Annotated in this window: 14 protein-coding genes; 13 read left to right on the top strand and 1 reads right to left on the bottom strand. The window is 48.3% G+C overall.

The features are described from left to right. The first annotated feature begins 50 nt into the window (after positions 1-50). The 8 genes from ABWH99_RS14770 to ABWH99_RS14735 all read left to right on the top strand — a co-directional run bounded on the left by ABWH99_RS14770 (position 51) and on the right by ABWH99_RS14735 (position 13071). Complete coding sequence (locus ABWH99_RS14770) at positions 51-1523, top strand: alkaline phosphatase D family protein (protein WP_375582619.1); 1473 nt, start codon at positions 51-53, stop codon at positions 1521-1523. Between the two features lie 111 nt (positions 1524-1634). Next, positions 1635-2237 (top strand): RNA polymerase sigma-70 factor, encoded by a 603-nt coding sequence (locus ABWH99_RS14765; RefSeq protein ID WP_375582618.1) that lies wholly within the window; start codon positions 1635-1637, stop codon positions 2235-2237. A gap of 85 nt (positions 2238-2322) precedes the next feature. Further along, a complete protein-coding gene (locus ABWH99_RS14760) occupies positions 2323-3330 on the top strand; it encodes a FecR family protein (RefSeq protein ID WP_375582617.1) in 1008 nt (335 codons plus the stop codon). Between the two features lie 99 nt (positions 3331-3429). Continuing rightward, a complete protein-coding gene (locus tag ABWH99_RS14755) occupies positions 3430-6792 on the top strand; it encodes a TonB-dependent receptor (protein WP_375582616.1) in 3363 nt (1120 codons plus the stop codon). A 13-nt stretch (positions 6793-6805) separates the two neighbouring features. Beyond that, entirely contained in the window at positions 6806-8392 is a 1587-nt protein-coding gene (locus ABWH99_RS14750) for a RagB/SusD family nutrient uptake outer membrane protein (protein WP_375582615.1), read from the top strand. A 75-nt stretch (positions 8393-8467) separates the two neighbouring features. Further along, positions 8468-9922, top strand: coding sequence for a sulfatase (locus tag ABWH99_RS14745; protein WP_375582614.1), 1455 nt, complete (start codon positions 8468-8470; stop codon positions 9920-9922). A 178-nt stretch (positions 9923-10100) separates the two neighbouring features. Then, positions 10101-11513 carry a sulfatase-like hydrolase/transferase gene (locus ABWH99_RS14740; protein WP_375582613.1) on the top strand — a complete coding sequence of 471 codons (1413 nt, stop codon included), beginning with the start codon at positions 10101-10103 and terminating at the stop codon, positions 11511-11513. A 25-nt stretch (positions 11514-11538) separates the two neighbouring features. Continuing rightward, complete coding sequence (locus tag ABWH99_RS14735; protein ID WP_375582612.1) at positions 11539-13071, top strand: sulfatase; 1533 nt, start codon at positions 11539-11541, stop codon at positions 13069-13071. On the opposite strand, the gene ABWH99_RS14730 is transcribed toward ABWH99_RS14735, so the two are convergent. Then, a complete protein-coding gene (locus ABWH99_RS14730; RefSeq protein ID WP_375582611.1) occupies positions 13065-14306 on the bottom strand; it encodes an endo-1,4-beta-xylanase in 1242 nt (413 codons plus the stop codon). The two genes, ABWH99_RS14735 and ABWH99_RS14730, sit on opposite strands and share 7 nt — an antisense overlap. A gap of 612 nt (positions 14307-14918) precedes the next feature. Between ABWH99_RS14730 and ABWH99_RS14725 the strand changes: the two genes are divergently transcribed. The 5 genes from ABWH99_RS14725 to ABWH99_RS14705 all read left to right on the top strand — a co-directional run bounded on the left by ABWH99_RS14725 (position 14919) and on the right by ABWH99_RS14705 (position 22823). After that, positions 14919-15497 (top strand): transposase, encoded by a 579-nt coding sequence (locus tag ABWH99_RS14725; protein ID WP_375582610.1) that lies wholly within the window; start codon positions 14919-14921, stop codon positions 15495-15497. A gap of 354 nt (positions 15498-15851) precedes the next feature. After that, positions 15852-17396, top strand: coding sequence for an arylsulfatase (locus ABWH99_RS14720; protein ID WP_375582609.1), 1545 nt, complete (start codon positions 15852-15854; stop codon positions 17394-17396). 298 nt (positions 17397-17694) lie between these two features. Next, positions 17695-18261 (top strand): RNA polymerase sigma-70 factor, encoded by a 567-nt coding sequence (locus tag ABWH99_RS14715; RefSeq protein WP_375582608.1) that lies wholly within the window; start codon positions 17695-17697, stop codon positions 18259-18261. A 74-nt stretch (positions 18262-18335) separates the two neighbouring features. Then, positions 18336-19292 carry a FecR family protein gene (locus tag ABWH99_RS14710; RefSeq protein WP_375582607.1) on the top strand — a complete coding sequence of 319 codons (957 nt, stop codon included), beginning with the start codon at positions 18336-18338 and terminating at the stop codon, positions 19290-19292. A gap of 81 nt (positions 19293-19373) precedes the next feature. Further along, on the top strand, positions 19374-22823 hold the full coding sequence (locus ABWH99_RS14705; protein ID WP_375582606.1) for a SusC/RagA family TonB-linked outer membrane protein: 3450 nt from the start codon (positions 19374-19376) through the stop codon (positions 22821-22823). Positions 22824-22841 lie beyond the last annotated feature (18 nt).

Raw genomic sequence — 22841 nt, 5'->3', positions numbered from 1 at the left:
TTACGGGCCAGCGATAGCGGCTGAATACGGTGACCAAAATCGTAGCATTTATGAGTAAATCGAACCGAAGAAAATTCGTAAAAAAATCCGGATTGGGTGTGTTATCGGTGCTTACGGCCCCCAGGTTGTTGGCAGCTCCCTTTGGTGGCCCCCAAAATACGGCATTGCAACCAAGTAAGGGCGTATTCTTCACCAATGGATTTAAAACCGCTGAGGTAGGAAAGGATTCCGTTGTACTTTGGACCCGGCTCTGTGGTCAGGAATTTCCCCAGCCGGTACGCCATCAGCGTCAGGAGAAAGTATTCCGGCATCCCATCGATTTTGACGAGGAACAGCCCGTGAGCGAAATGGACGGAGCGGTGTCCGGGGCTACCGGCCTGGTGAGGGTCCGAATACTGGATAGCGCGGACCAAACCGTCTGGTCATCGGACTGGCAACAGGCACTGCCCCAGGACGACTACACCGTGAAAATTCCGGTGACGGGACTCCAGCCCGCTACAATGTACCGGGTCTATTGGGAGGCAAAGCCAATAGAGGGAGGACTGATCCGAAAGGAGGAAGGGAGCTTTTCTACCGCTCCTCCGGAACAGCAGCCGGTGCCGGTACGTTTTACCACTTCCACATGCCAGTATTTCTGGAGTTTTGATGACGAGCGAAGGGGCTTTCAGACGTACGATAGCATGCGAAGACTGGAGCCCGATTTCTTCGTTCAGACGGGAGATTACATCTACTACGACAAGCCCGGGCCCCTGGCAAAAAACCTCGAAAAAGCTCGCCATAAATGGCATGCCATGGACGGATGGCTGTCCTTGAGGGATTTCTACAGGCAGGTTCCCCTATACATGGTCAAGGACGACCACGACCTACTCAAAGACGATATGTATCGTGGCAAAGGGCCCTATGGTGACTTGACTTTTGATGACGGGTTGAAACTCTGGTACGAGAACGTACCGATCCAGGGAAAGCCCTACCGAACCCTTCGTTGGGGCAAGGATTTGCAGGTTTGGATGGTAGAAGGAAGGGAATACCGCTCTGAAAATACCATGGAGGACGGGCCGGAGAAGACCATTTGGGGTGAGGAGCAGAAATTGTGGTTTCGCGAAACGGTGAATGCTTCCGACGCTACCTTTAAGATTTTGATCACAGCCACCCCGGTAGTGGGGCCGGACCGGGATAATAAAACGGACAATCATGCGAATAAAAGTTTTCAGCATGAAGGAAATTGGCTGCGAAAGTATCTATCCGCACAAAAAAATATGTTTGTCGTCAACGGCGACCGCCACTGGCAATACGTTTCCAAAGATATAGAGACCGGACTGATGGAATTTGGTTCCGGGCCTGTGAGCGATTGCCACTCGCAGGGCTGGAAGGAGGGAGACCTGCGGCCGGAGCACCGGTTTTTGAGGCTTAAAGGAGGGTTTTTGAGTATCAGCGTATCGCGGGCATCCGGGAAACCCAACATCCGATTCGAGCACCGGGATGTATTGGGCGAGGTGGTTCATGAGGAAGTATTTGAAGCTTGACAAGGATTAAAATTTGTGGATGAATTTTAACGACTGTACGCTGGAAATCCTAAAGAAATTGTCTTAACTTAACCTTGGATGCAGTTTTAAGTACCTAGTTACCAGCTCCCTTTGAGACCACTCCTACACCATAACGATTCGACGATCGTTCGCCTTATCCGGCAAGGCGACAAAAAGGCCTTCGATGAATTGTATCACCGGTATGTGGACCGTCTGCTAGGCTTTTCGGATGCTTTTTTGGGGGATACTGACGAAGCCGAAGAAGTGGTGCAGGTACTATTTGTTGCCATTTGGGAGAAACGAACGCAATTAAATCCCTCCAAAAAAATCGAGTCCTACCTATTTACTGCTGTCAAAAACGCAATACTGAATCGCATCCGGGACACCAAAAAACGCTGTGATTTGACCTCCATACCCCATACAACACAGGCCAGTCAGGAGGATATTTTACAACACATTTGCCAGAAGGAATTGACCGAACAGGTCATGGGAAGCATTCAGGAAATGCCGGAGGTACAACAGAAGGTTTTTCTACTCAGCAGAATAGAAGGGCTATCAAACAGCGAAATCGCCAAAAAACTGCAAGTTTCCAAGAGAACTATTGAACACCATCTTTATTTAGGAAATAAGTTTTTTAAGAATAAAAATTTCGACAAAGTGTTTGTTAGTGGTTTATTTTTCACAATTATTTCGTTGTGGTGGACGATGAGCTAAATCTTTTTTTTGACTGCATCATTTTTCTCCAATAGGACTAAGTAAAATTTCAAAGCGCGGTGTACTCTAGGAAAGGACAAGTACATTGGATAAAGCGATCATAGCGCGGTTTTTAAACGGTACGGCCACTGAGGAAGAGGTGGAGCGGGTCATGCAATGGCTGGAACAAGCCGGAGGGCGGGAGCACCTGGAAGATTTGTTTGCGGACACCTGGGAGCAGGAAAGCCTGTATCTTCAGGACGATTTGCGGAAAAGAAAGCTTTTCGAACGAATCAATCGGGCACTAAATAGTCCCGTTCCCGAGCCGAAAAAAACGCAAAAAATCAGAGTGCCCGCATTCCTTCGGGCAGCAGCTACCTGGATGCTACTGATCGGACTGCTCTACCTGGCCTTGCGGGTCATTTGGGAAAACCAACAGCGCACTACACCTCAAACCAGCTCCATTCAATGGATAGAAAAGAACGTCCTTCCCGGACAGAAGTTGTTTTTGGAACTCCCAGACCACACGAAAGTGTGGGTAAACGCGAATTCAGCGATTCGTTTTCCGTCCGCCTTCTCTTCGGATTTTAGAGACGTCTACCTGGACGGAGAAGCCTTTTTCGAGGTTCAGAAAGAGTCCGCTCGTCCTTTTCGCGTCTTTGCCGGGGGGATTACTACCGAAGTATTGGGGACGCGCTTTAACATTAACGTGCAGGAGGAAAAAACAGAATTGGCATTGCTAGAGGGGCGAGTTCGGGTCAATATCAGTCAGGACCAGGAAAACAAGCGTGTGTTGGTACCCGGTCAGCAGGCCATCTTTTACCCGCACACGGCCGATTCCCTTCGCGTCAGCGGCATTACGCGGGAAAACGCTTTCTTATGGAAGGAACGGGTCATTTATTTCGATAACCAACGGTTTGCGTCCATTCTACCCATGTTGGAAGATTGGTACGGAGTATCCTTTCGCTATGCTCCCCCCTTGAAAATCGGAGAACGACGGGTATCGGGTACCTTCAGCAACGATAACCTGGAAAATCTGTTGATCGGACTTGGGTTTACCTTGGATTTTACCTTTGAATTTCAGAACGATTTGGTCACACTTTATCCCGAATAGCCTATGAAACAACCAATGCAGGGCGAACCATTTCATCGCCAAATTTCCTGGTTCACCCTGCCTGCTTTTATCAAAAAACAATAAAAACATTCGAAAATTATGAAAAGAAAAATACTTTACCTAATCGCAATGGTATCACGTCAACTGCTGTATGGATTGGTGCTTCAGGTGCTGTTTCTGACCACTCTTCTGGCCAACGAAACGGAAGCACAAATCAAGCCCATCGACGAAACTTACATTCGTCTGAACCAATCTGAATGGCCGGTAGCGGCCCTACTTGGGGAGTTGGAGGCAAAAACCGACTACCATGTCATCTTTGCAGATGATTTGTTTGATGCCTCGCAGTCCGTTAACATCGCCGGTGGCGATCAGTCCGTTTATGCGGTACTCACCGAGATAGCGAAAATTACCCGGTTGAAGTTCAAACAAGTGAATAAAACCATTTTTGTCGGAGCCCTTTCGGATATCGAAAATGCTAGCGAATTACCGGAAAATGCGTTTGATCCGGTGAGGGGTACCGTGGTCGATGAAAACGGCCAACCCATACCCGGGGCAACCGTAGTGATTGAAGGAATGTCCACCGGTACGGTCACCGATATTGACGGAACATTTCAATTGGACGTGCCGGAGGGAGCGACCCTTTTGATTTCTTTTATCGGGTACCAATCCCAACGGATTGTTCCAGGTAACCGGACACAGCTGAATATCACGCTGCGGGAAGACCAGCAGTCCCTGGAGGAAGTCGTGGTAGTAGGGTATGGGGTACAGGAAAAATTATCCATTACCAATTCACTAGCCGAAGTCTCTGGGGAAGTATTGGAGAAACGACCCGTTGCCGATTTCCAGCAGTCGTTGCAAGGCTTTGCCCCCGGGGTGACCGTCGTCGACCAGGGTGGGCGCCCCGGAAACAACAACATCAACATTCGCATCCGAGGTATTACCACCTTGGGTAATAACAACCCCCTGATCATCGTAGATGGAATCGAACAGCGGATCAACGATATAAATCCCAACGATATAGAATCGGTGACGGTGCTTAAGGATGCCTCTTCGGCTGCCATTTACGGTTCCAGGGCTGCCAACGGAGTAATCCTCGTTACGACACGCCGGGGGAAAGAAGGAAAAATCACGGTGGGTTACGACGGGTACTATGCCTTGCAAGACGTAACCAATCGTCCCGAGCACATGGACGTGGAAAGCTATCTTCGCCTGGAAAATGTAGCCCATGCCAATGCGGGTCGTTCCTTGCCCTATACCGAAGAAGCCATTCAAGAGTACGTGGCGAACAGCCCCAGTCCTGAATTCCCGCTTCCCTACCCTTATTGGAGAAGGGACGAACTGGGTATGCTGAAAGTAGCCCCTCAACAAAATCATACATTTTCGGTGAGTGGAGGAGGAGAATCCTTCAGCGGTCGTTTTAGTGTGCGTCACCAGAGCATAGACGGGGTAGCTCCCAATTTTAGCGATCAGCTCAACGAGTTCCGCATGAATCTGGATCTGAAAGCTTCAGAGAAAATCCGGTTTTCGGGTGATTTGAACTACCGGACCAAAGAGTCCTTGCAACCGGCCGGTTTATCTGCTTCGGGTGATGGAGAAAGCCGCGTGTTCCAATACATGTTGCATGCCAGTAAGTTTTCCTGGCCAAGGTACGAAACAGGAGAATACGGGTTAGGGCCTCAAGTCAATAATCCGCTTATTTTTGCCGAACTGATGGGGGATAGCCGTACCATCAACGACTACATTACCGGCAGCGTTAAGTTTGATTACGATATTCTGCCAGGGCTCACTTTTTCAACCCAATATGCCATGCGCAACGACCACACCCAGATAAAAACGTTCTCTAATAGGTATTTTAACAGGGACCCCATCAATGGAAGGGTGGCGCAGCGGCAGGTCAATCGGCTCACCGAATTCAGAAGGTACCTGACAGAATATACCCTGAATAGTCTCCTTACCTACACCAAAGAAATCGGATCCCATGGGTTTACCGGATTGTTGGGATATTCTACCATTGATAACAGAAGCAACCAGGTCAGTGGATTCAGGCAGGAGTTTTACAACAACGACGTGCAATCGCTTAGTGAGGGATCGAATGAAAACCGGGATGCCAATGGTTTTGATGCGGAGTGGGGTCTTCGTTCCTACTTTGCCCGGTTTAACTACAATTACGCCAATAAGTACTTTCTGGAATTGAACGGACGGTACGACGGTTCATCCCGATTTAGTGAGGATAACCGGTATAGTTTTTTTCCTTCGTTTTCCGCCGGTTGGAGGTTGTCCGAGGAAGGTTTTTGGCTAGGGATGAAAGAAACGATCAATGAGTTTAAACTACGTGGTTCCCGGGGTGCTACGGGAAATCAGGCAGTGGGCCTGTATACGTATTTTGAAACCTTAAGCGCGATCAATTACTCCTTTAACGAATCGCCCGTTCAGGGTTTTGCCCAGTCCAATCTGGCCAATCAAAACCTGACCTGGGAGACGACTTATCAAACCAACCTTGGTTTTGATATGGGACTATTGGAAGACCGGATAACGCTTACATTTGATTACTATAACAAACTCACCGACGGTATTTTGTTGCAACTTCCCATACCGGCTTTGATCGGATTAGGTGCTCCGGTGCAAAATGCGGGCAAGGTTAAAAACGAAGGCTACGAAATCGGTGTAAATTATCGCGGGGGACAGAAATTGACCTACGATTTGGGAGTCAATTTTAGCGACAATACCAACGAGGTGATCGATTTGGTCAATTCGGGTCCCTACATTTCCGGAAGCACAACGGGTCCCCGGTTTATTATTGAAGAGGGATTACCTATCAATTCCCACTGGGGCTACCTCACGGATGGGGTCTTCCAAACGCAGGAAGAAGCGGATAATTATCCCAATTTACGGCCCAATACGGCACCAGGTGATGTCAAATACCTGGACATGAACGAGGACGGTATCATCAACGAAAGTGACCATCAATACCTGGGCTTGTCTTTTCCAAGATTTGATTTTGGAATGAACGGCACGTTTACGTATGGCAATTTTGATCTCTTTCTCCAGTTTCAGGGCGCAGCGGGGCACAAAACGAGATTGGATGGAGCCTTTCAGCAAATTGCGACCTACGAGACGTTTACTCACGCCATCTATACGGACAATTACTGGACACCGGAAAATCCGAATGCGGAATTTCCACGCCCGATCAAAGGAGATCCGAGAAATTTTCAAACCTCGGATACGCAACTCATCGATGCCTCCTATTTGCGGCTGAAAAATATTGTCCTCGGATACAATTTACCCGCCAAAATCATCGAAAAGCTTTCGGTGGAGCGGGTACGGCTGTTTTTGGGTGCTACCAACGTGTTGACCTTCTCGGAATTGAACCGATGGGATCTTGATCCGGAAATACCTTCCGGCCGAGGGCAGTATTACCCTCAGGTTAGTATGTATTCTTTAGGTGCAAATGTACGATTCTAAAAAACGGACAGACATGAAAAATTTACGCTATACATTACTCGGTATTTGCATTTCGGCAATGGGCTGGATGGGATGCCAACCCGATCTCCTGGAAACGATTCCAAACGACCGGATATCCAAGGAAATATTCTGGCAAACCATTGAAGACGCAACGTTTGCAGCCAATGCGGTGTATCCCTCCCTGGACGGAACCAGCCTGTTTTCCTACGACGGCCTTAGCGACCACGTGCTGACCAATCATCCCTTCAATGCCAATGTGGAGTTGCAGCGCGGTTTTGGAACCATTGCGTCCGGAAGGTACTTCAGCGAGTGGCAGAATGCCTATCGTGCCATACGAAGAGCCAACGATTTTATGGACAATATCGACCAGGTGGAGGAATCGGACCAGGCAGCCATTAACCGGCTAAAAGGTGAGGTGATGACCCTGCGTGCGTATCAGTATATTAAATTGGCCATGCTTTTCGGAGATGTACCCCTGATCACTAGCGGTATTGACATTGATACCGGAAGATCAATTACGCGGGATCCGGTGAGTCAGATATGGGATTTTGTAGCCGACGATTTGAGCCAGGCCGCGGAATGGCTGCCCTACCAAAACGGCGGCCGCGTGGGTAAAGGAGCCGCACTCGGATTGAAGGCCAGAGCCATGCTCTACGCGGGAAGATACGAAGAGGCCGCCAGCGCCGCCAAGACCATTATCGATAGCCAGGAATTTGCGCTATACCCGGATTATTTTGAGCTATTTCAGTACGAGGGGGAAAACAGTCAGGAAGCGCTCCTGACAAGGGAATTTGCTGCGGATGTGAACGCCCACAATATTTACGCAACTGCCGCTCCCTGGAGTCAGATTCCCGGAAGTACAGGTAGCTTGTATGTTCCAACGCAGGCGTTGATCGACCTGTTTCCGATGGCCAATGGATTGCCGATTTCAGATCCTGGAAGCGGTTATGACCCGCGAAATCCGTTTGATAACCGTGATCCAAGGTTATACCAGTCTGTGTTTCTTTCCGAACGTACACCGCTTCCGGATGGGGGAATTTATGGATCTACTCCCGGGACGGACGGATCGGACGCAGTACAGATCACCGTTTATTCTACCGCTACCGGCTACAACATCCGCAAATACGTGGACGCCGAGGATTATACCAACCCGTCAAATTCAGGATTAAATATCATGTTGATGCGGTATGCGGAAGTTTTGCTGACCTATGCGGAGGCGAAAGTAGAGTTGGGTCAGATCGACCCGTCCGTATTCGATGCGCTCAATGAGGTTCGACAGCGCGAAAGTGTTGGCTTGCCACCGGTTACACCCGAACAAGCCGGAACGGTAGACGAATTGCGGGAGATCGTCCGCACAGAGCGTTCCATAGAACTGGCATTTGAAGGTTTTCGTCTCTTTGATATCCGTCGCTGGCAAATAGCCGAACAGGTGATGCCGGGTGTTCCGATGGGAAGGTATTACGAAGACAACGGCGAGTGGTTGCAAATCCGACTCGATGGCTTTGACCGTTCCTTCGATCCGAATCGGGACTACTTATGGCCCATTCCACTGCGGGAGCAGGAGTTGAATACGAATCTGACACAAAATCCAGGATATTAGTAAACCCTTCCCTCCGGTGAAAGCCGGAGGGAATTTCTTTTTTACCGTTTATCCGTATCTTTAAAACAAAAACAAATGATGATCAAGCAGGCCTCTCTGGGATTATTTCTTCTATTCCTTTCATGCGCGGTTTCGGGCTATGCGCAATCCGGCAAAAAACCAAACGTTCTCTTCATTATTGCCGATGACCTGACTACCACTGCTGTATCTTCCTATGAAAACAGTGCCGGCTATACCCCCAATATCGACCGCCTGGCCAGGGAAGGAACCCGGTTTACCCGCGCGTACTGCCAGTACCCGGTTTGTGGCCCCTCCCGCGCTTCTCTGATGTCCGGCTACTACCCGCACGCTACCGGTACATTTGGTTACGTCAGTGGCCGCGACAATATCGGGCCGGATAAAAAAATGTGGCCCCAGCTTTTCAAGGAAAACGGTTGGCACACCGCCCGGGTCAGCAAAATTTTTCATATGGGCGTACCCATCGATATTGAAAAAGGGTCCAACGGTACCGATGACGAAGCTTCCTGGAACGAGCGCTACAACAGCCAAGGACCTGAGTGGACTGCCGAAGGGGAGGCCGAATTGGTACAAAACAACCCCTATGGATTGTTGCCCAGAAAGGGGGGCAATGTCATGACCATCGTCAAAGCCGAAGGCGACGATTTGGTTCATTCGGACGGCAAGACCGCGCAGAAAGCCTCCGAGTTAATCCGGAAGCTGAAGGACAACCCCTTCTTTTTGGCCGTGGGCCTGGTGCGCCCACACGTTCCTTTCGTCGCGCCAAAACGGTATTTTGACCGGTACCCGCACGAACAAACCGTGCTGCCACCAAAAGTTCTGGGTGATTGGGACGATATCCCGGAGCGGGGCATCAATTACGTGACCACCTTGAACGCGAAAATGACGGAAGAGCAACAGAAAAAGGCCATCGCAGCGTACTATGCCTCCGTTACTTTCATGGACGCACAAGTGGGCAAAATACTCCAAACCTTAAAAGAGGAAGGGCTGGAAGAAAACACCATCGTGATCTTCACCTCCGATCACGGCTTTCATCTGGGAGAACACGATTTTTGGATGAAAGTCAGTTTGAAAGAAGAATCTTCCCGCGTACCCCTAATCGTAAAAGTTCCGGGGAAAGCGCCTCAGGTTTGCCATTCCTTTGTCGAGTTGATCGATTTGTATCCCACGCTAACGGAGCTTGCAGGATTACAGGCAGTAGATCAGATTCAGGGAAAAAGTTTTGCTTCGGCATTGGACGATCCCGATTACCAGGCCCGTGAGTTTGCCTTCTCGGTCAATACCTGGAGGGGTACGCATACGTTTCTGATCCGAAACAAAAAGTGGGCTTTTATCCAATATGGAGAGGCAGGGGAAGAAGGGATGGAGCTGTTTGATATGGAGCAGGATCCCAAGCAATACACCAACCTGGCTCAGCTGCCCGCCTACCAAAAGACAGTGGAGCATATGCAGAACATCCTCCGGGAGAAATTGCAAGAAATCCGGGACAATGACCTGCCTGAAAAAGGATAAAAAAGGCACGAAGTAATAGGAATTAACCACCAGAAATCCAATAGATTATGTTGCATCGATTCAATGGTTTTTTGCTGCTTTCGTCGCTCCTCGTTGCGAGCATCCTTTGGGCAGACGAGCGCTTTTGGCCCCAGGGGACCAATGCATCGATGTATTTGAACCTCCAAACCCAAATCGGATGAACACCCCTGTGCAAATAACCTTATCGCTAGCCTTGCTACTATCCACCACCTGCATCGCCTCCAACCGATCGGTGGCCGCTGGGAATCCACAAGATCCACCGCCAAACATCCTGATCATCACGGTAGACAATGTGGGCTACGGGGACCTTCGCCCGTTTAATCAGGCTTCTCCCATCCACACACCCAACCTGAACTTACTTGCGAGGCAGGGAGCCGTGCTGACGGATTTTTATACAGCATCTCCCACCTGTACTGCCTCTCGCGCGGCCTTGCTTACCGGTCGGATCCCTCAGCGCAACAAGTTGTCCGAACAGTTGGTAGGGCTGGCGGGGAATTACGGGGTCGGCCTTCCCCAGTCAGAGATAATCCTGCCGCAGGTGGTAAAGAACAGTCCACACGGATACGCCACTGCGGCATTCGGAAAGTGGAACATTGGCTTCGCTCCGGGATCGCGCCCCACCGAGCGGGGCTTTGATGAATTTTTGGGCATCGCTTCTGGAAATGCGGATCATTTTACCCATGTGTATGCGGGTCGAAAAGACTTGTATCAAAACACCACCGCCATCAACCGGCATGGAGAATACAGTACGGATTTGTTTGCCAATGCAGCCATTTCTTTTATCGAGGAGAAAACCGGTACCGGGCAACCCTGGATGGTGTACCTGCCTTTTGATGCACCCCACCATCCGGGCGACCGAAACGTCGCCCCCGGGGAACCGAATATCTGGAAAGCGCCGGATTATGCCTTTGAGCCTTACGGTGTATCGCCGGAGGTAACCGACCCCAAGCGACGGTTCAATGCCGTGGTGACGGCCATTGACCTCGCCATAGGTAGGGTGATGAAGCGCCTTGACGCATTGGGAATTGCTGACAATACCTTCGTTTTCTTTTATTCGGACAACGGGGCTTTTTATCCGTACCTGGACATTCAGTCGAATGCACCGTTTTCGGGTGCAGGCGTCACGCTTTGGGAAGGGGGCATCCGTGTTCCGGCCATCGTACGCTGGCCGGGAAGGGTAGCTGCCAATTCCAGGATCGGAACCCGGTTGTGGTCGCCCGATCTTTTTGTAGCAGCGGCCTCCCTGGCAGCGGCTCCTCTGCCGCAGGACCGCTTTATCGATGGACGGGATCCCCTGCCGGTACTTACCGGGGAAACAATTCATTCCCCGCACGCGTCGCTGTATTTTCGCTACCAAAATTTCGCGGCGCTCATTTGGGGAGACTACAAGATATTGCGGGAGAAGCCCTCAGAGCCCTGGAAACTATTTCACTTACGCGAGGATCCCTCGGAGTCCAGGGATTTGGCAGAAATGCGTCCCGATTTGGTTAAAAAGCTCGAAGAACCCTACCGGCTGACCGAGGCGGAAATAGAAAGCTATTTGGAAAGGGAAAAAAATGCCTTACCTTAAATGTACCAAACCAATTCAGCACTTCATGAAAAATGTTACCTACTCCAAATACCTGGCGACGACCGCCCTGCTGCTCCTTTTGACCGTATCCTGCAAACAAAAAACGGATCAGACCGTAGCGGCGGCACCTGAGTTGCCCAACGTGGTCTTATTATTGGGAGACGATCACGGGTGGGACGAGACCGGGTACAATGGACATCCCTACCTACATACGCCGGTGTTGGACGAAATCGCCGCAACCGGTCTGCGAATGGATCGTTTTTATTCGGCCTCCCCGGTTTGCTCGCCTACCCGTGGGAGCATCATTACCGGAAGGCATCCCAATCGTTACGGTACATTTACCCCCGGCTACTCCATACGCCCGGAAGAGATCAGCGTTGCCGACCTGATGAAGGAAGCCGGCTACGCCACGGCCCATTACGGGAAATGGCACCTGGGCCCGGTGAAGGCATCTTCTCCAACCAATCCGGCGGCCATGGGCTTTGATGAATACCTTTCCCACGATAATTTTTTTGAAATGGATCCCCCGCTTTCGGACAACGGAGCGGAGCCGGTGATTTTTCCCGGAGAAAGTTCCGAAATTCTGGTCCGTGAAGCCCAACAATTCATGGATCAGGCATTGGAAGAGGGCAAGCCTTTTTTTGTGGTCATTTGGTACGGATCTCCTCACGAACCCTACAGCGGCCTGGCCGAGGACCTGGCCTTGTACGAGAATTTACCGGAGGATTTCGGAGACCGAATGGTGCGCTTGACCTCCAACGAAACCGGTGCGCCGGTGGAGCGCTTGCAGCGGGAGGTGTTGCAAGAGCGTTTTGCGGAAATTACTGCCATGGATCGGTCCATTGGACAATTGCGCAACTACCTCTCGGAAAAAGGGCAGCGTGAGAATACACTACTTTGGTATTTTGGTGACAATGGCACTCCTCAGGAGGCCAATGCTACCGTACCATTCCGGGAACAAAAAGGAAGTGTATACGAGGGAGGTATCCGCGTCCCGGCCGTGTTGGAGTGGCCAGCAAAGCTGTCTCAGCCCCTGGTATCCGACGCTTCCCTGGTGTCAAGCGATGTACTGCCTACCTTGTGTAGCCTGCTGGGCATTCCCCTTCCGGAACGGCCGATGGATGGACTGGATATCAGTCCCGTATTTGAAGGAAAAATGGACCAACGGCCAACACCCATTGGTTTCTGGAACGGGCGTCCTCGTAACGGAGGCGAGGGGCTGGAACCGTACATCGCTGCTGAGTTGCAAAAGGGCACCACACCCCTGGTGAAGCTAATGAACGGAATCGCAACGCGTAATTTCAGAAACTATCGTCACCCGGACATACAGGAAGCAGACTTTTCAGGGGACAGGGCCTGGCTCGATTACCCCTACAAACTGGTCATCCATGGAAAGACCGGGGAGGACACCACACGGGAACTCTTTGATTTGTCGACCGACCCGTCAGAGGAGCGTAACCTGTATGCCGCTCAGCCAGAGCGCGTCGGAACAATGGAGCAGGAATTGCGAAATTGGCAGCAATCCGTTTTGGAAAGTCTGACCGGGGCGGATTATTGAGTCAAATCGATCCGTAGTACGCCGACCTCCTTGCGCAGGTCCACTTCCTGACTTTTTCCATCGACCGTAATTCGGTACCGGCCGAAGAAAGCAGGTAGTTCCCAGGTTTCCCGGGCATCAAAGCGACGATTTGCTTGTGTCCACCATTGGCCAAATACCAGGTCTTGGTACGCATTGGCAGCCGGTCGGGCTTGCCAGTCCCGGGTGTACAGGGAAGAGGCGGGAATCCAATTAACGCCTTCCCAGAATCCCCACATCAGGATGCCTTCTACGGCCGGGTGGGCAAAGCATATGCGGTAATAGGCTACAAGTTCCTGTGCATTGCGGGCTTCCTCTTCGGCGGTCATGGGTAATTGGGTGTTTTTATGAAATTTGGAGCGCTGTCCGGGCATGTTGAATTCCGTGATTCGGATGGGTAGTCCAAACTGCGCGAGGGAGTCCAGGCTGGCTTGTAGCGCCATCCGGTCAAAGGTGCTGCCGTGCAGGTGTCCCTGTACCCCGATGCCAGCTATGGGCAATCCCTGTGCCAGCAGTTCCCGGATTTGCTTCAGGTAATCGTCCAGTCGATTGCCGGTCAGGATATCGTAATCATTGAGGTAGAGTTTTGCATCCGGGTCGCCTTCCAGAACCCATCCTACCATCTTGGCGGTGATACCGGGCCCCAGGCGCTCCTCGTAGTAATTTCCATGGATCATTTCATTGTTTAGGTCGTATTCCGCAAATCTACCTTTGTAGCGGCGGGCAATGGAAATGGCCCGTTCCCGGATGGTGCGTTCCAGTTCGGCATCGCTGAGTTCTTTTACCCAGGGCTGTACAAATTTCTCGATGCCCCAAAAGAGGTTGTGTCCGCGCAGGGGCAGGCCCTGGGACTCGGTCCAGTCCAGAATACCCTCCACGGTTTGGTGGTTGACTTTTCCTTTTTCGGGCTCCATATTGGCCCATTTGAGCGCATTTTCCGTGACGGCACTGTTGAAATTTTCTAGAAAACGAGCAGTGTACCGACGCCGGTCTTCCGGGTTCATGCTGCCCGACCCAAGCCCATTGGCGATGGCGGCACCGAACCAAAACTCGTGAGCCAGCTGAGTAACCTGCACGTTTGCGCCCGCAGGGGCGGTAATCTGGAGTTGACCTTTGCGGTGCCGGGCGATGGCCTGGTCCAGGTAGTCGTCCGTTTGGGCCTGGGCCTGTTGTCCCAAAACACACACAAGAAAGAAATATAAGCCGAAGCGTAGCATCGTAAACGGGGTTTAGGAGTGGTTATTTGGGCTGAAATGTACGGATTTTTACAAGGAAAGGAAAGCAGGGAAGTCGTGCCGGTACCTTTCCCCGGGAATTTACCGAGTAACTACCGCTCGGGTTAGTAGTCGGGGTGAGCCAATCAGGAAGAGGGCTACCGGATTGATCGGTATCAGGTTGTATCGCGCGCCGCAGTAGCTGGAAATACCGCTATCGATCAAAAACCAGTAGCCCGCACGGACGAGACCTGTCAGGTTTCAAAAACCTGACAGGTCTGGCTTTTCCGACGATCCCTGCTGGAAATGGAGGCGATGGAAGGCCCGCGAACAACCGGACGGGCCATTGAAATGGAGCCCAGACTATTTCTAAACTTTTTGGAAACTGGAGGCATGTCGGAAACATCGAAGGAAAAAGGAACGGCCGATGCATCGGGACTTGGGATGAGATTTGTCAGGCCTTTTTGTTTACCGGGAGAGGTGTTTTAAAAACACCTGAATTTTTGAAACCTAACAAAAAAAGGTATTTTTAAAAAGCTTTTGCCAATAGGTAATGTTCCGAAATTTTGAGAATTTCCTGGAAGCTACAATTCGATTAATTTAGAATCATTTAAATTGGAACCCGGTCAGTCCTACCATATTTTCAACCACGCCAACGGTGCGGAAAACCTTTTCAGAGAAGTCGAGAATTATCGATTTTTTCTAAAACAATACGCAAAATACCTGGAAAAGGTCATAGATACCTACGCCTATTGCTTGATGCCCTTTCATCTTTTGATTGGGGTACGTGAAGACCTGTCAGGTTTCAAAAACCTGACAGGTCTGACCGGGCATCCATCCAAGAACCCGGCAGTAAAGGGTTTTTCGGATTTTTTCAATTCCTATACCAAGGCGATGAATAATCGATTCCATCGGAAGGGAAACCTGTTTAATCGGGCATTTAAAAAGACGCCCATACTCTCCGAACAACAATGGCAGGAGACTTTTCTTTACATTCATTTGAACCCCGTCAAACACGGTTTTGTTGAAAACCATTCCAATTGGAAATGGACGAGTTGGGGGGCCTACGAATATCTGGACCGGCCATCCAAAATAAACAGAGAATATTACCTAAACTTTTTTGATGACTGGGTGCACGTCGAAAACATGATCGAAGGGAAAAAGGAATGGCTGATGCGTCGGGACTTGGAATGAGACCTGTCAGGTTTCACAAACCTGACACGTCTGGCCTTTCCGACGATCCCTGCTGGAAATGGAGGCGATGGAAGGCCCTTGAACAAGCGGACCGGCCATTGAAATGGAGCCCAGACTATTTTCTAAACCTTTTTGATGACTTGGGGCATGTAGGAAACATCGAAGGGAAAAAGGAATGGCCGATGCATCGGGACTTGGAATGAGACCTGTCAGGTTTCACAAACCTGACAGGTCTGGCCTTTCCCACCGCCCGAATTTTCCGTTTTCGGGACAATCGGTTGATTTGACAAAAGGAATCCCGTATATTTCCTCTAAATCGACGGAACCGTCCGTCTCAACCCAACCGAATCGCCCATGATGCCGAAGCTCTCTTTTCTTCTTTTTTTCGTAGGGATCGCTACGATGCTGCCTGTTTCCGGACAGCAATCCGTTCCACCCAATATCGTTTACATTCTTGCCGACGACATGGGGATCGGAGATGCCTCCTGTTACAACGCCCAGGCGGCCTTTTCTACCCCTAACATCGACCGATTGGCCAGCAAGGGGATGCGATTTACCGACGCGCATACCAGTGCTGCCGTGTGTACCCCTACGCGGTACGGCATTCTCACCGGAAGGTACAACTGGCGTTCGGAATTAAAAAGCGGGGTATTGGGTGGCTACTCGGCTCCGTTGATTTCTCCGGATCGGCTTACCGTAGGGGCATTTCTGCAGCAGGCCGGGTACCACACGGCGTTTGTGGGAAAATGGCACCTGGGATGGGACTGGGCCTTTGAAGAGAAGTACGAGCAGATTGATAATCTGAACCGGGTTCTGGAGGTAGACTACAGCCAACCCATCCGTAATGGTCCCAGGGAAAGAGGATTTAATTATTCCTATGGATTTAGCAGTTCCCTCGATATACCTCCCTATGTTTATGTGGAAAACGACCGGGTGACTGCACTTCCCGATCGCCTGACCCGTAATGCTGACGAAAAGGGTTATTGGAGGGAAGGACCTACCGGGTCGGATTTTGACCACGCGCAGACCTTGCCACATGTTACCGATAAGGCCATTGCCTATATCGATAGGCAGGCCAATAGCAGCAATCCCTTTTTCTTGTATTTTGCCTTGCCGGCTCCGCATACGCCCATACTACCCTTATCCGGATTTATGGGAAAAAGCAATGCCAATATGTATGGAGATTTCATGTTGCAGGTAGACGACCTGGTGGGACGGGTGATGCAGGCCTTGGAAAAAAACGGACAGCTGGACAATACCCTGATCATTTTCACCTCGGATAACGGATGTTCCCCCCGGGCCGACTATCCGGAACTTGCGCAGGTGGGTCACGATCCCAGCAACGGCTGGCGGGGGCACAAAGCGGATATTTACGAGGGAGGACACCGCGTACCTTTCCTGGTGCACTGGCCTGCGAAGGTTGCTGCAGGAACCGTTTCCGACCAGTTGGTATGCACCACGGACCTAATGGCCACGGTTGCGGAAATACTGGACAAATCCCTACCCGAAGATGCCGCGGAGGACAGCTTCAGTTTTCTACCGACCCTGATGCGGCGGCCATCGGAATCCAAACGGGCTTCCATCGTTCATCATTCCATCGAAGGGCGCTTCGCCATTCGTAGGGGAGATTGGAAATTGATATGTTGGCCGGGGTCGGGAGGCTGGACCGCACCACTTAGCAGTGGGGGATTGGAGGGATTACCCGATTTTCAGTTGTACAACCTTGCAGCGGACCCTGCAGAGCAAAACAATCTGGTAGCACGGTACCCCGAGCGGGTGGCGACATTGAAGGACGAATTGATCGGATTGATCAAAGCGGGAAGAAGCACGCCCGGACCGGTTCAAAAAAACGACGGAGCCCCCATTTGGGAGCAGGTGCGTTGGGCATATGGGGAGTAGAACCACTGAATAAATAGTTCTGTAAACTCGAAATCTTCGCAAAGCTCGAGGTATATTAAATATTCCGAAGCTATTTGTGGATAAGAAGGGTGGTTGGTTATATTTGGACTGGTATTTTATTTGAAAATGTTTTTTTTATAAATTTAATGCATTAATTTAACCTCTGTAATATCATGAGAGTTGATTCTCCGTAGAATTAAAAGCGGGACTTCTTTGGCTAGTTTTATTTGAACATTGTTGCCTTGTCTGATAATTCAGATCAGTTTATAGTCTCAAAATTAGTAAAACCAGATGAGTTTTGAAACATCTAACTGCTTGCACCGATGCTGAGTTATTGTTGATTTTACAGGAAAAATCTCATTCACGGGCATTTGAAGTTATTTACAAACGCTATTTTCCTGCCGTTTTTCGATATGTTTTTAAGATAGCCCAAGACAAACAAACAGCTGAGGATTTGGTTCAAAATATTTTCGTTGGCCTATGGAGAAATCCGAGAAAATCGTCGATTGAAAACCTTCAGGCATATTTATTCGGGGCTGCCAGAAACCAGTTGGCCAAGCATTTCCGAGCACTGAAATTTAGCCCTTTGCAATTGAAGTTTATTGAAAAATGGGAGGCGACAAATGCTACCGAAGAATATTTGGAGGAACTTGATACCCGACGGATGCTAGAAGAAGCGATAAATCAGTTGCCCAATAAGTGTAAGTCTGTTTTTATGTTAAGTCGCTATGGATTTTTGTCCAACAAGGAAATTGCGGCTAAACTAGGTATTTCGGTTTTTACTGTTGAAAATCATATTAAAAAGGCATTGTGCTTTTTGAGGCAATCTCTCCAAATGGCCGTGATGATTGGAATGTTGCAGTAAAAAAGTTTTTTTTTCCACGACTAGCTGACTGGTAGCTTAAGGAGTACTTTACTAGTATAGACCTATAAGTATTCATGAAAAACCAGACTGTTTTTGAATTGGCAAAACGCTTTCTATCGTCAAATTCTGCTGAGAAAGGGCGGAAAAGGTTCGAATTGTTGCTAGGCGAACTTGAAAAGAGGGGAGGAGAGCCCGATTCTGACTACATGAAGGAAGCAGAATCGAAAATTTTAAGGGAGATTTTTTCACGTAATCGAAGGAGAGCAAAAATCCGGAGGTTTGTCATCTCTTCTTTAGGCTATGCGGCATCCCTTTTTTTAATCGGGTTAATTTTTTCAGTTCTTTACGTTGGATTAAAGGATTCTCCACCTCAACCTGATTGGATAGTCAAAACAACCGAAACGGGAAATAGGGCAAAAATTATTCTCAGTGACGGTAGTATGATTCGTTTAAATGAGAATAGCCGCTTAGAATTTCCTGAGTTTTTTGGGCCGGATGAGCGAGTGGTCAAACTACATGGAGAAGCTTATTTTGAGGTGAAAACAAATCCGAATATGCCGTTTAAGGTAGTTTCTAGTGAAGCCGAGGTGAGGGTTCTTGGTACAATTTTTAATGTGAACACGTTTAAAACACCAGAAGTAACTGTAGCTGAGGGTAGAGTAAGCGTTAGGGGCTCAGATACCACTAATAATGTTCTACTGTCTAAAGGGCAGCAGGTTGTAATCGAGGAAAACCTAATGATAGTAAAAGAGGTTAACCCCGATTTTTTTATCGGTTGGCATACACGCAGTCTTCAGTTTAACTCGCTGCCTGCCGAGGAAGTTTTTAAAGTTTTGGAAAGAGCTTACGGTGTCACGATCAAATTTACTGATGATTCGAATAAGGTAAACTGTTTGATTACTGGAAGGTACGAGGGTGAAAGAATTGAAACTATTATAAAGGGTTTGAAAAACATATTAGATTTTTCCTACGAAACAGATATCTCAACGAGAACCATTACACTAACGATTAAAAAATGCATAAACGGTTAGGCCTATGATAAAACAAAGATCAAGATAAAAAGATCCAGAAACTGCGGCAACAGCTCTGGATCAATGCTCAAACCTTATTAATTGAATCAGTTCACAAACAAGATTAAAGCACTTAAAATTATGAAAATTAATTTACTAAAACTATTGATCATGGCATCAAAAAGGCTTCTTTTTGCCTTCTTTGTACAAATAGTGGCTATGCAATTCATTTTGGCTACTCCTTCAAATAGCCAAAGTTTAGAACATGTTAAGATCTCAATCCACGTGGAATCGAAATCTCTTACAGAAGTTCTAGATGAAATTCAGGATAAGACATCGTTTAGATTTGCTTATAATCAAACCCTCGTTGACAGCAATAGAACGTTTAGTTTTATGTTTCCTAATAGCAATTTAAGAGCAGTATTGGAATACTTGGCACAAACCTCAGACTTCGAGTTTAAACGTGTGAATAGCACGATTTATGTTATTCCCAATCCTCCTGCTTTAGAAGAAAGATCGATTTCACTTTCCGTCAAGGATAGAATCACGGAACGTTCACTACCTCAAATAAAGGGACAAATAATTGATTCATCGGGTGAGCCAATCCCGGGGGCTTCGATCTTGGTCAAAGGTACGACGAACGGTACGGTTACAGACCTATTCGGTGGCTTTGTGTTGGATGTTACGGAAGGAGCGGTTTTAGTAGTTTCTTTTATTGGGTATGCCACCAAGGAAGTAGCAGTAGGTGGCCAAACTTCCCTTACAATCATTCTTGAGGATGAATCTCAGGCTTTAGGCGAAGTGGTAGTAACCGCTTTTGGATTGGAGAGAAAAAAGGAATCGCTGGTTTATTCAGTAACGGAAGTCAAAGGCGAGGAGTTTACTCAGGCAAGAGAGACCAATATTGCTAATTCCCTTACGGGCAAAATTGCCGGAGTAAATGCAACAAGTATGGCAAGTGGTCCGGGAAGTTCAAGTAGAGTGGTCATTCGCGGCAATGGCTCCCTGAACGGGAATAACCAGCCTTTATATGTAGTTAATGGTATGCCAATATCGAATAACCCAACTACGATATTAGACCAGGCAAATGGTGCGACTACGGATATGGGCGACGGGATACAAAGTATAAATCCCGATGACATTGAGTCAATTTCAGTGTTAAAAGGGGGGGCTGCGGCTGCTTTATACGGAAGCCAGGCAGCCAACGGGGTTATTTTGATAACTACCAAGCAAGGTTCCAGGGGAAAAAAGGGAATGGGAGTTGAAATTAATTCCAATGTCACAGTTGGTACAATAAATATCTTTCCTGATTATCAATATGAATACGGTCAGGGTAGCTTAGGAATTCGTCCTAGAAACCAGGGGGAGGCAAAAAGTACCGGAAGGCTATCATTTGGTGAAAAAATGGATGGGGAGCCATACATCCAGTTTGATGGTGTGATGAGACCCTATTCGCCTGTTTACGTAAAAGACAATATTAAAAACTTTTACCGCTCGAGTACGAATATTGTGAATACCATTGCCGTTTCCGGTGGAAATGACGCAGTGATATATCGATTTTCCATGTCTGATTTGCGTTCTCAAGCAATTGTACATGGTTCAAATTTTAGCAGGCAAACTGCAAATCTAAATTTAAAAACCTTTCTTAGTGATAAGCTAAGCTTTGATACGCAGATCCAGTACAACTACGAGTCAGGTACCAATAGACCTGGAGTGGGATATGTGGGTACAAATTCAGCCTGGGGAGTCTACTTGTTGGCAAATACTGTAGATATACGGAGTCTGGCTCCTGGCTACGATCCCGAAACGGGCCAGGAAATTGAATGGCAACACGTAAACCAAGCAACGAACCCGTATTTCGCCCGAGATAGAATGCGGAATTCGGATTATCGCAATCGGGTAATTTCCCAAGCTAGCCTTACTTACGACATTTTACCAAACCTATTTGTTAAAGCAGACTTCATGCGAGATTTTAGTAGTTGGAATGGTGAGGATTACTATCCGAAAGGTACTGCCTTCCGTCCCCTTGGAACGTACCGTGCTGTCAGCGACGAACAGTCCCGTACAAACGCCCGGGTAATAGCAAACTATAGTACTAACTTTTTGGAGCATTTTAATTTTGCTGCTATGGGGGGAGCAAACCTGGAAAGGGACAATAATTTTTCAACCTCTTTGATAGGGTCTGAATTCATCATTCCAGATTGGATAAGCCACACGAATCTAGCCATTTTAGTCCCAAATAAAGCGTTGGTACGATCAGGAACAAATTCCGTTTTTGCTTCGACGGATTTTAATTATCAGGAGACTATCTATTTAAGTTTAACTGCCCGGCAAGACTGGTTTTCAACGTTACGCACCGGGAATAACAAGATTTTTTATCCATCGATTGGTGGAAACGTTATTTTATCCAGGTTATTAAATCTCCCAAAGAGTATCGAGTTTGCGAAATTTAGGAGCTCATGGGCGGAGGTAGGAAGTGCTACTGTCTCTCCTTATGCCATCAATCAACTTTTCGGGTTTAGACCAGGAGGACATATGGGAGTACCCGTACAAACTTCGTCTACAGCGATTTCAAATCCTGACCTGAGACCGTTGACGTCTACTACTTTTGAGGTTGGGCTAGACGCAAGTTTTCTTCAGGGTAGGTTTGGGATTGATTTAACCTATTACAGGAGAATGAACACAGACGATATCGTACCAACGGGAATTGCGCCATCCTCTGGAGCTACGTCGATTCTTCTGAACGTGGGAAAAATAAGAAATCGAGGTATTGAACTCCTATTGACGGGTGTTCCGTTAAAGAAAGGCGATTTAACTTGGAATACCAGCTATAATTTGGGCTACAACGAAAACCGAGTCATTACCCTGGCTGAAGGACAGGCCACCGGGGCAAATAGTTTGTTGGGTAGGGATCTTAGTACCCGTTTTGGGAGGAGTTACCTGTACAATGAAGAAGGTGTTAGAGTTTACGATAGTCGAAGCCGCTATGCGATGCAAGGTCCGGTGCAACCCCTCGGTATTGGTGTTCCTCCTTTTACAATGGGGTTTGAAAACACCTTTTCGTACAAAAGATTTTCGTTGAATGTCCTTTTGGATGGTAAATTTGGCAACCACTTTTTTTCCCAAAATAAGCAGTATATGTGGCGATTTGGACTACTGAAAGAGACATTGCCCGGGAGAGAAGATGGATTAACCTACTCTGGAGTCGATGAAAATGGAGATGAATTCACCCAGACTTGGCCAGGCAGTTTTATGTCAACGTATTATAATAATGATGGGCGATATGCTGAAAATTTCATGATTGACGGAAGTTTCGTCAAACTCAGAAACCTTATAATAAACTATAGTTTTCCTGTCAACGCTATCGAAGATTTGGGAATAAATTCAGCACAATTGTCATTGGTGGCCAGAAACTTGGCGATTCTCTATAGAAATTCTGACCATTTTGACCCGGAACAAGGATTTGATCCTAATAGCAACAATCAAAACTTTGCCGGAGTAATGCTGCCGCGAACAAGGGAAGTAGGTCTAAACCTTAAAATCACTTTTTAACTGGGTGCCTACATAAAA

The organism is Cyclobacterium xiamenense (genome assembly GCF_042140265.1).
GTDB classification, from domain to species: Bacteria; Bacteroidota; Bacteroidia; order Cytophagales; family Cyclobacteriaceae; genus Cyclobacterium; species Cyclobacterium xiamenense_A.
The sequence above is the reverse complement of the archived record's forward strand: the minus strand, read 5'-3'. Positions and strand labels throughout refer to the sequence as shown.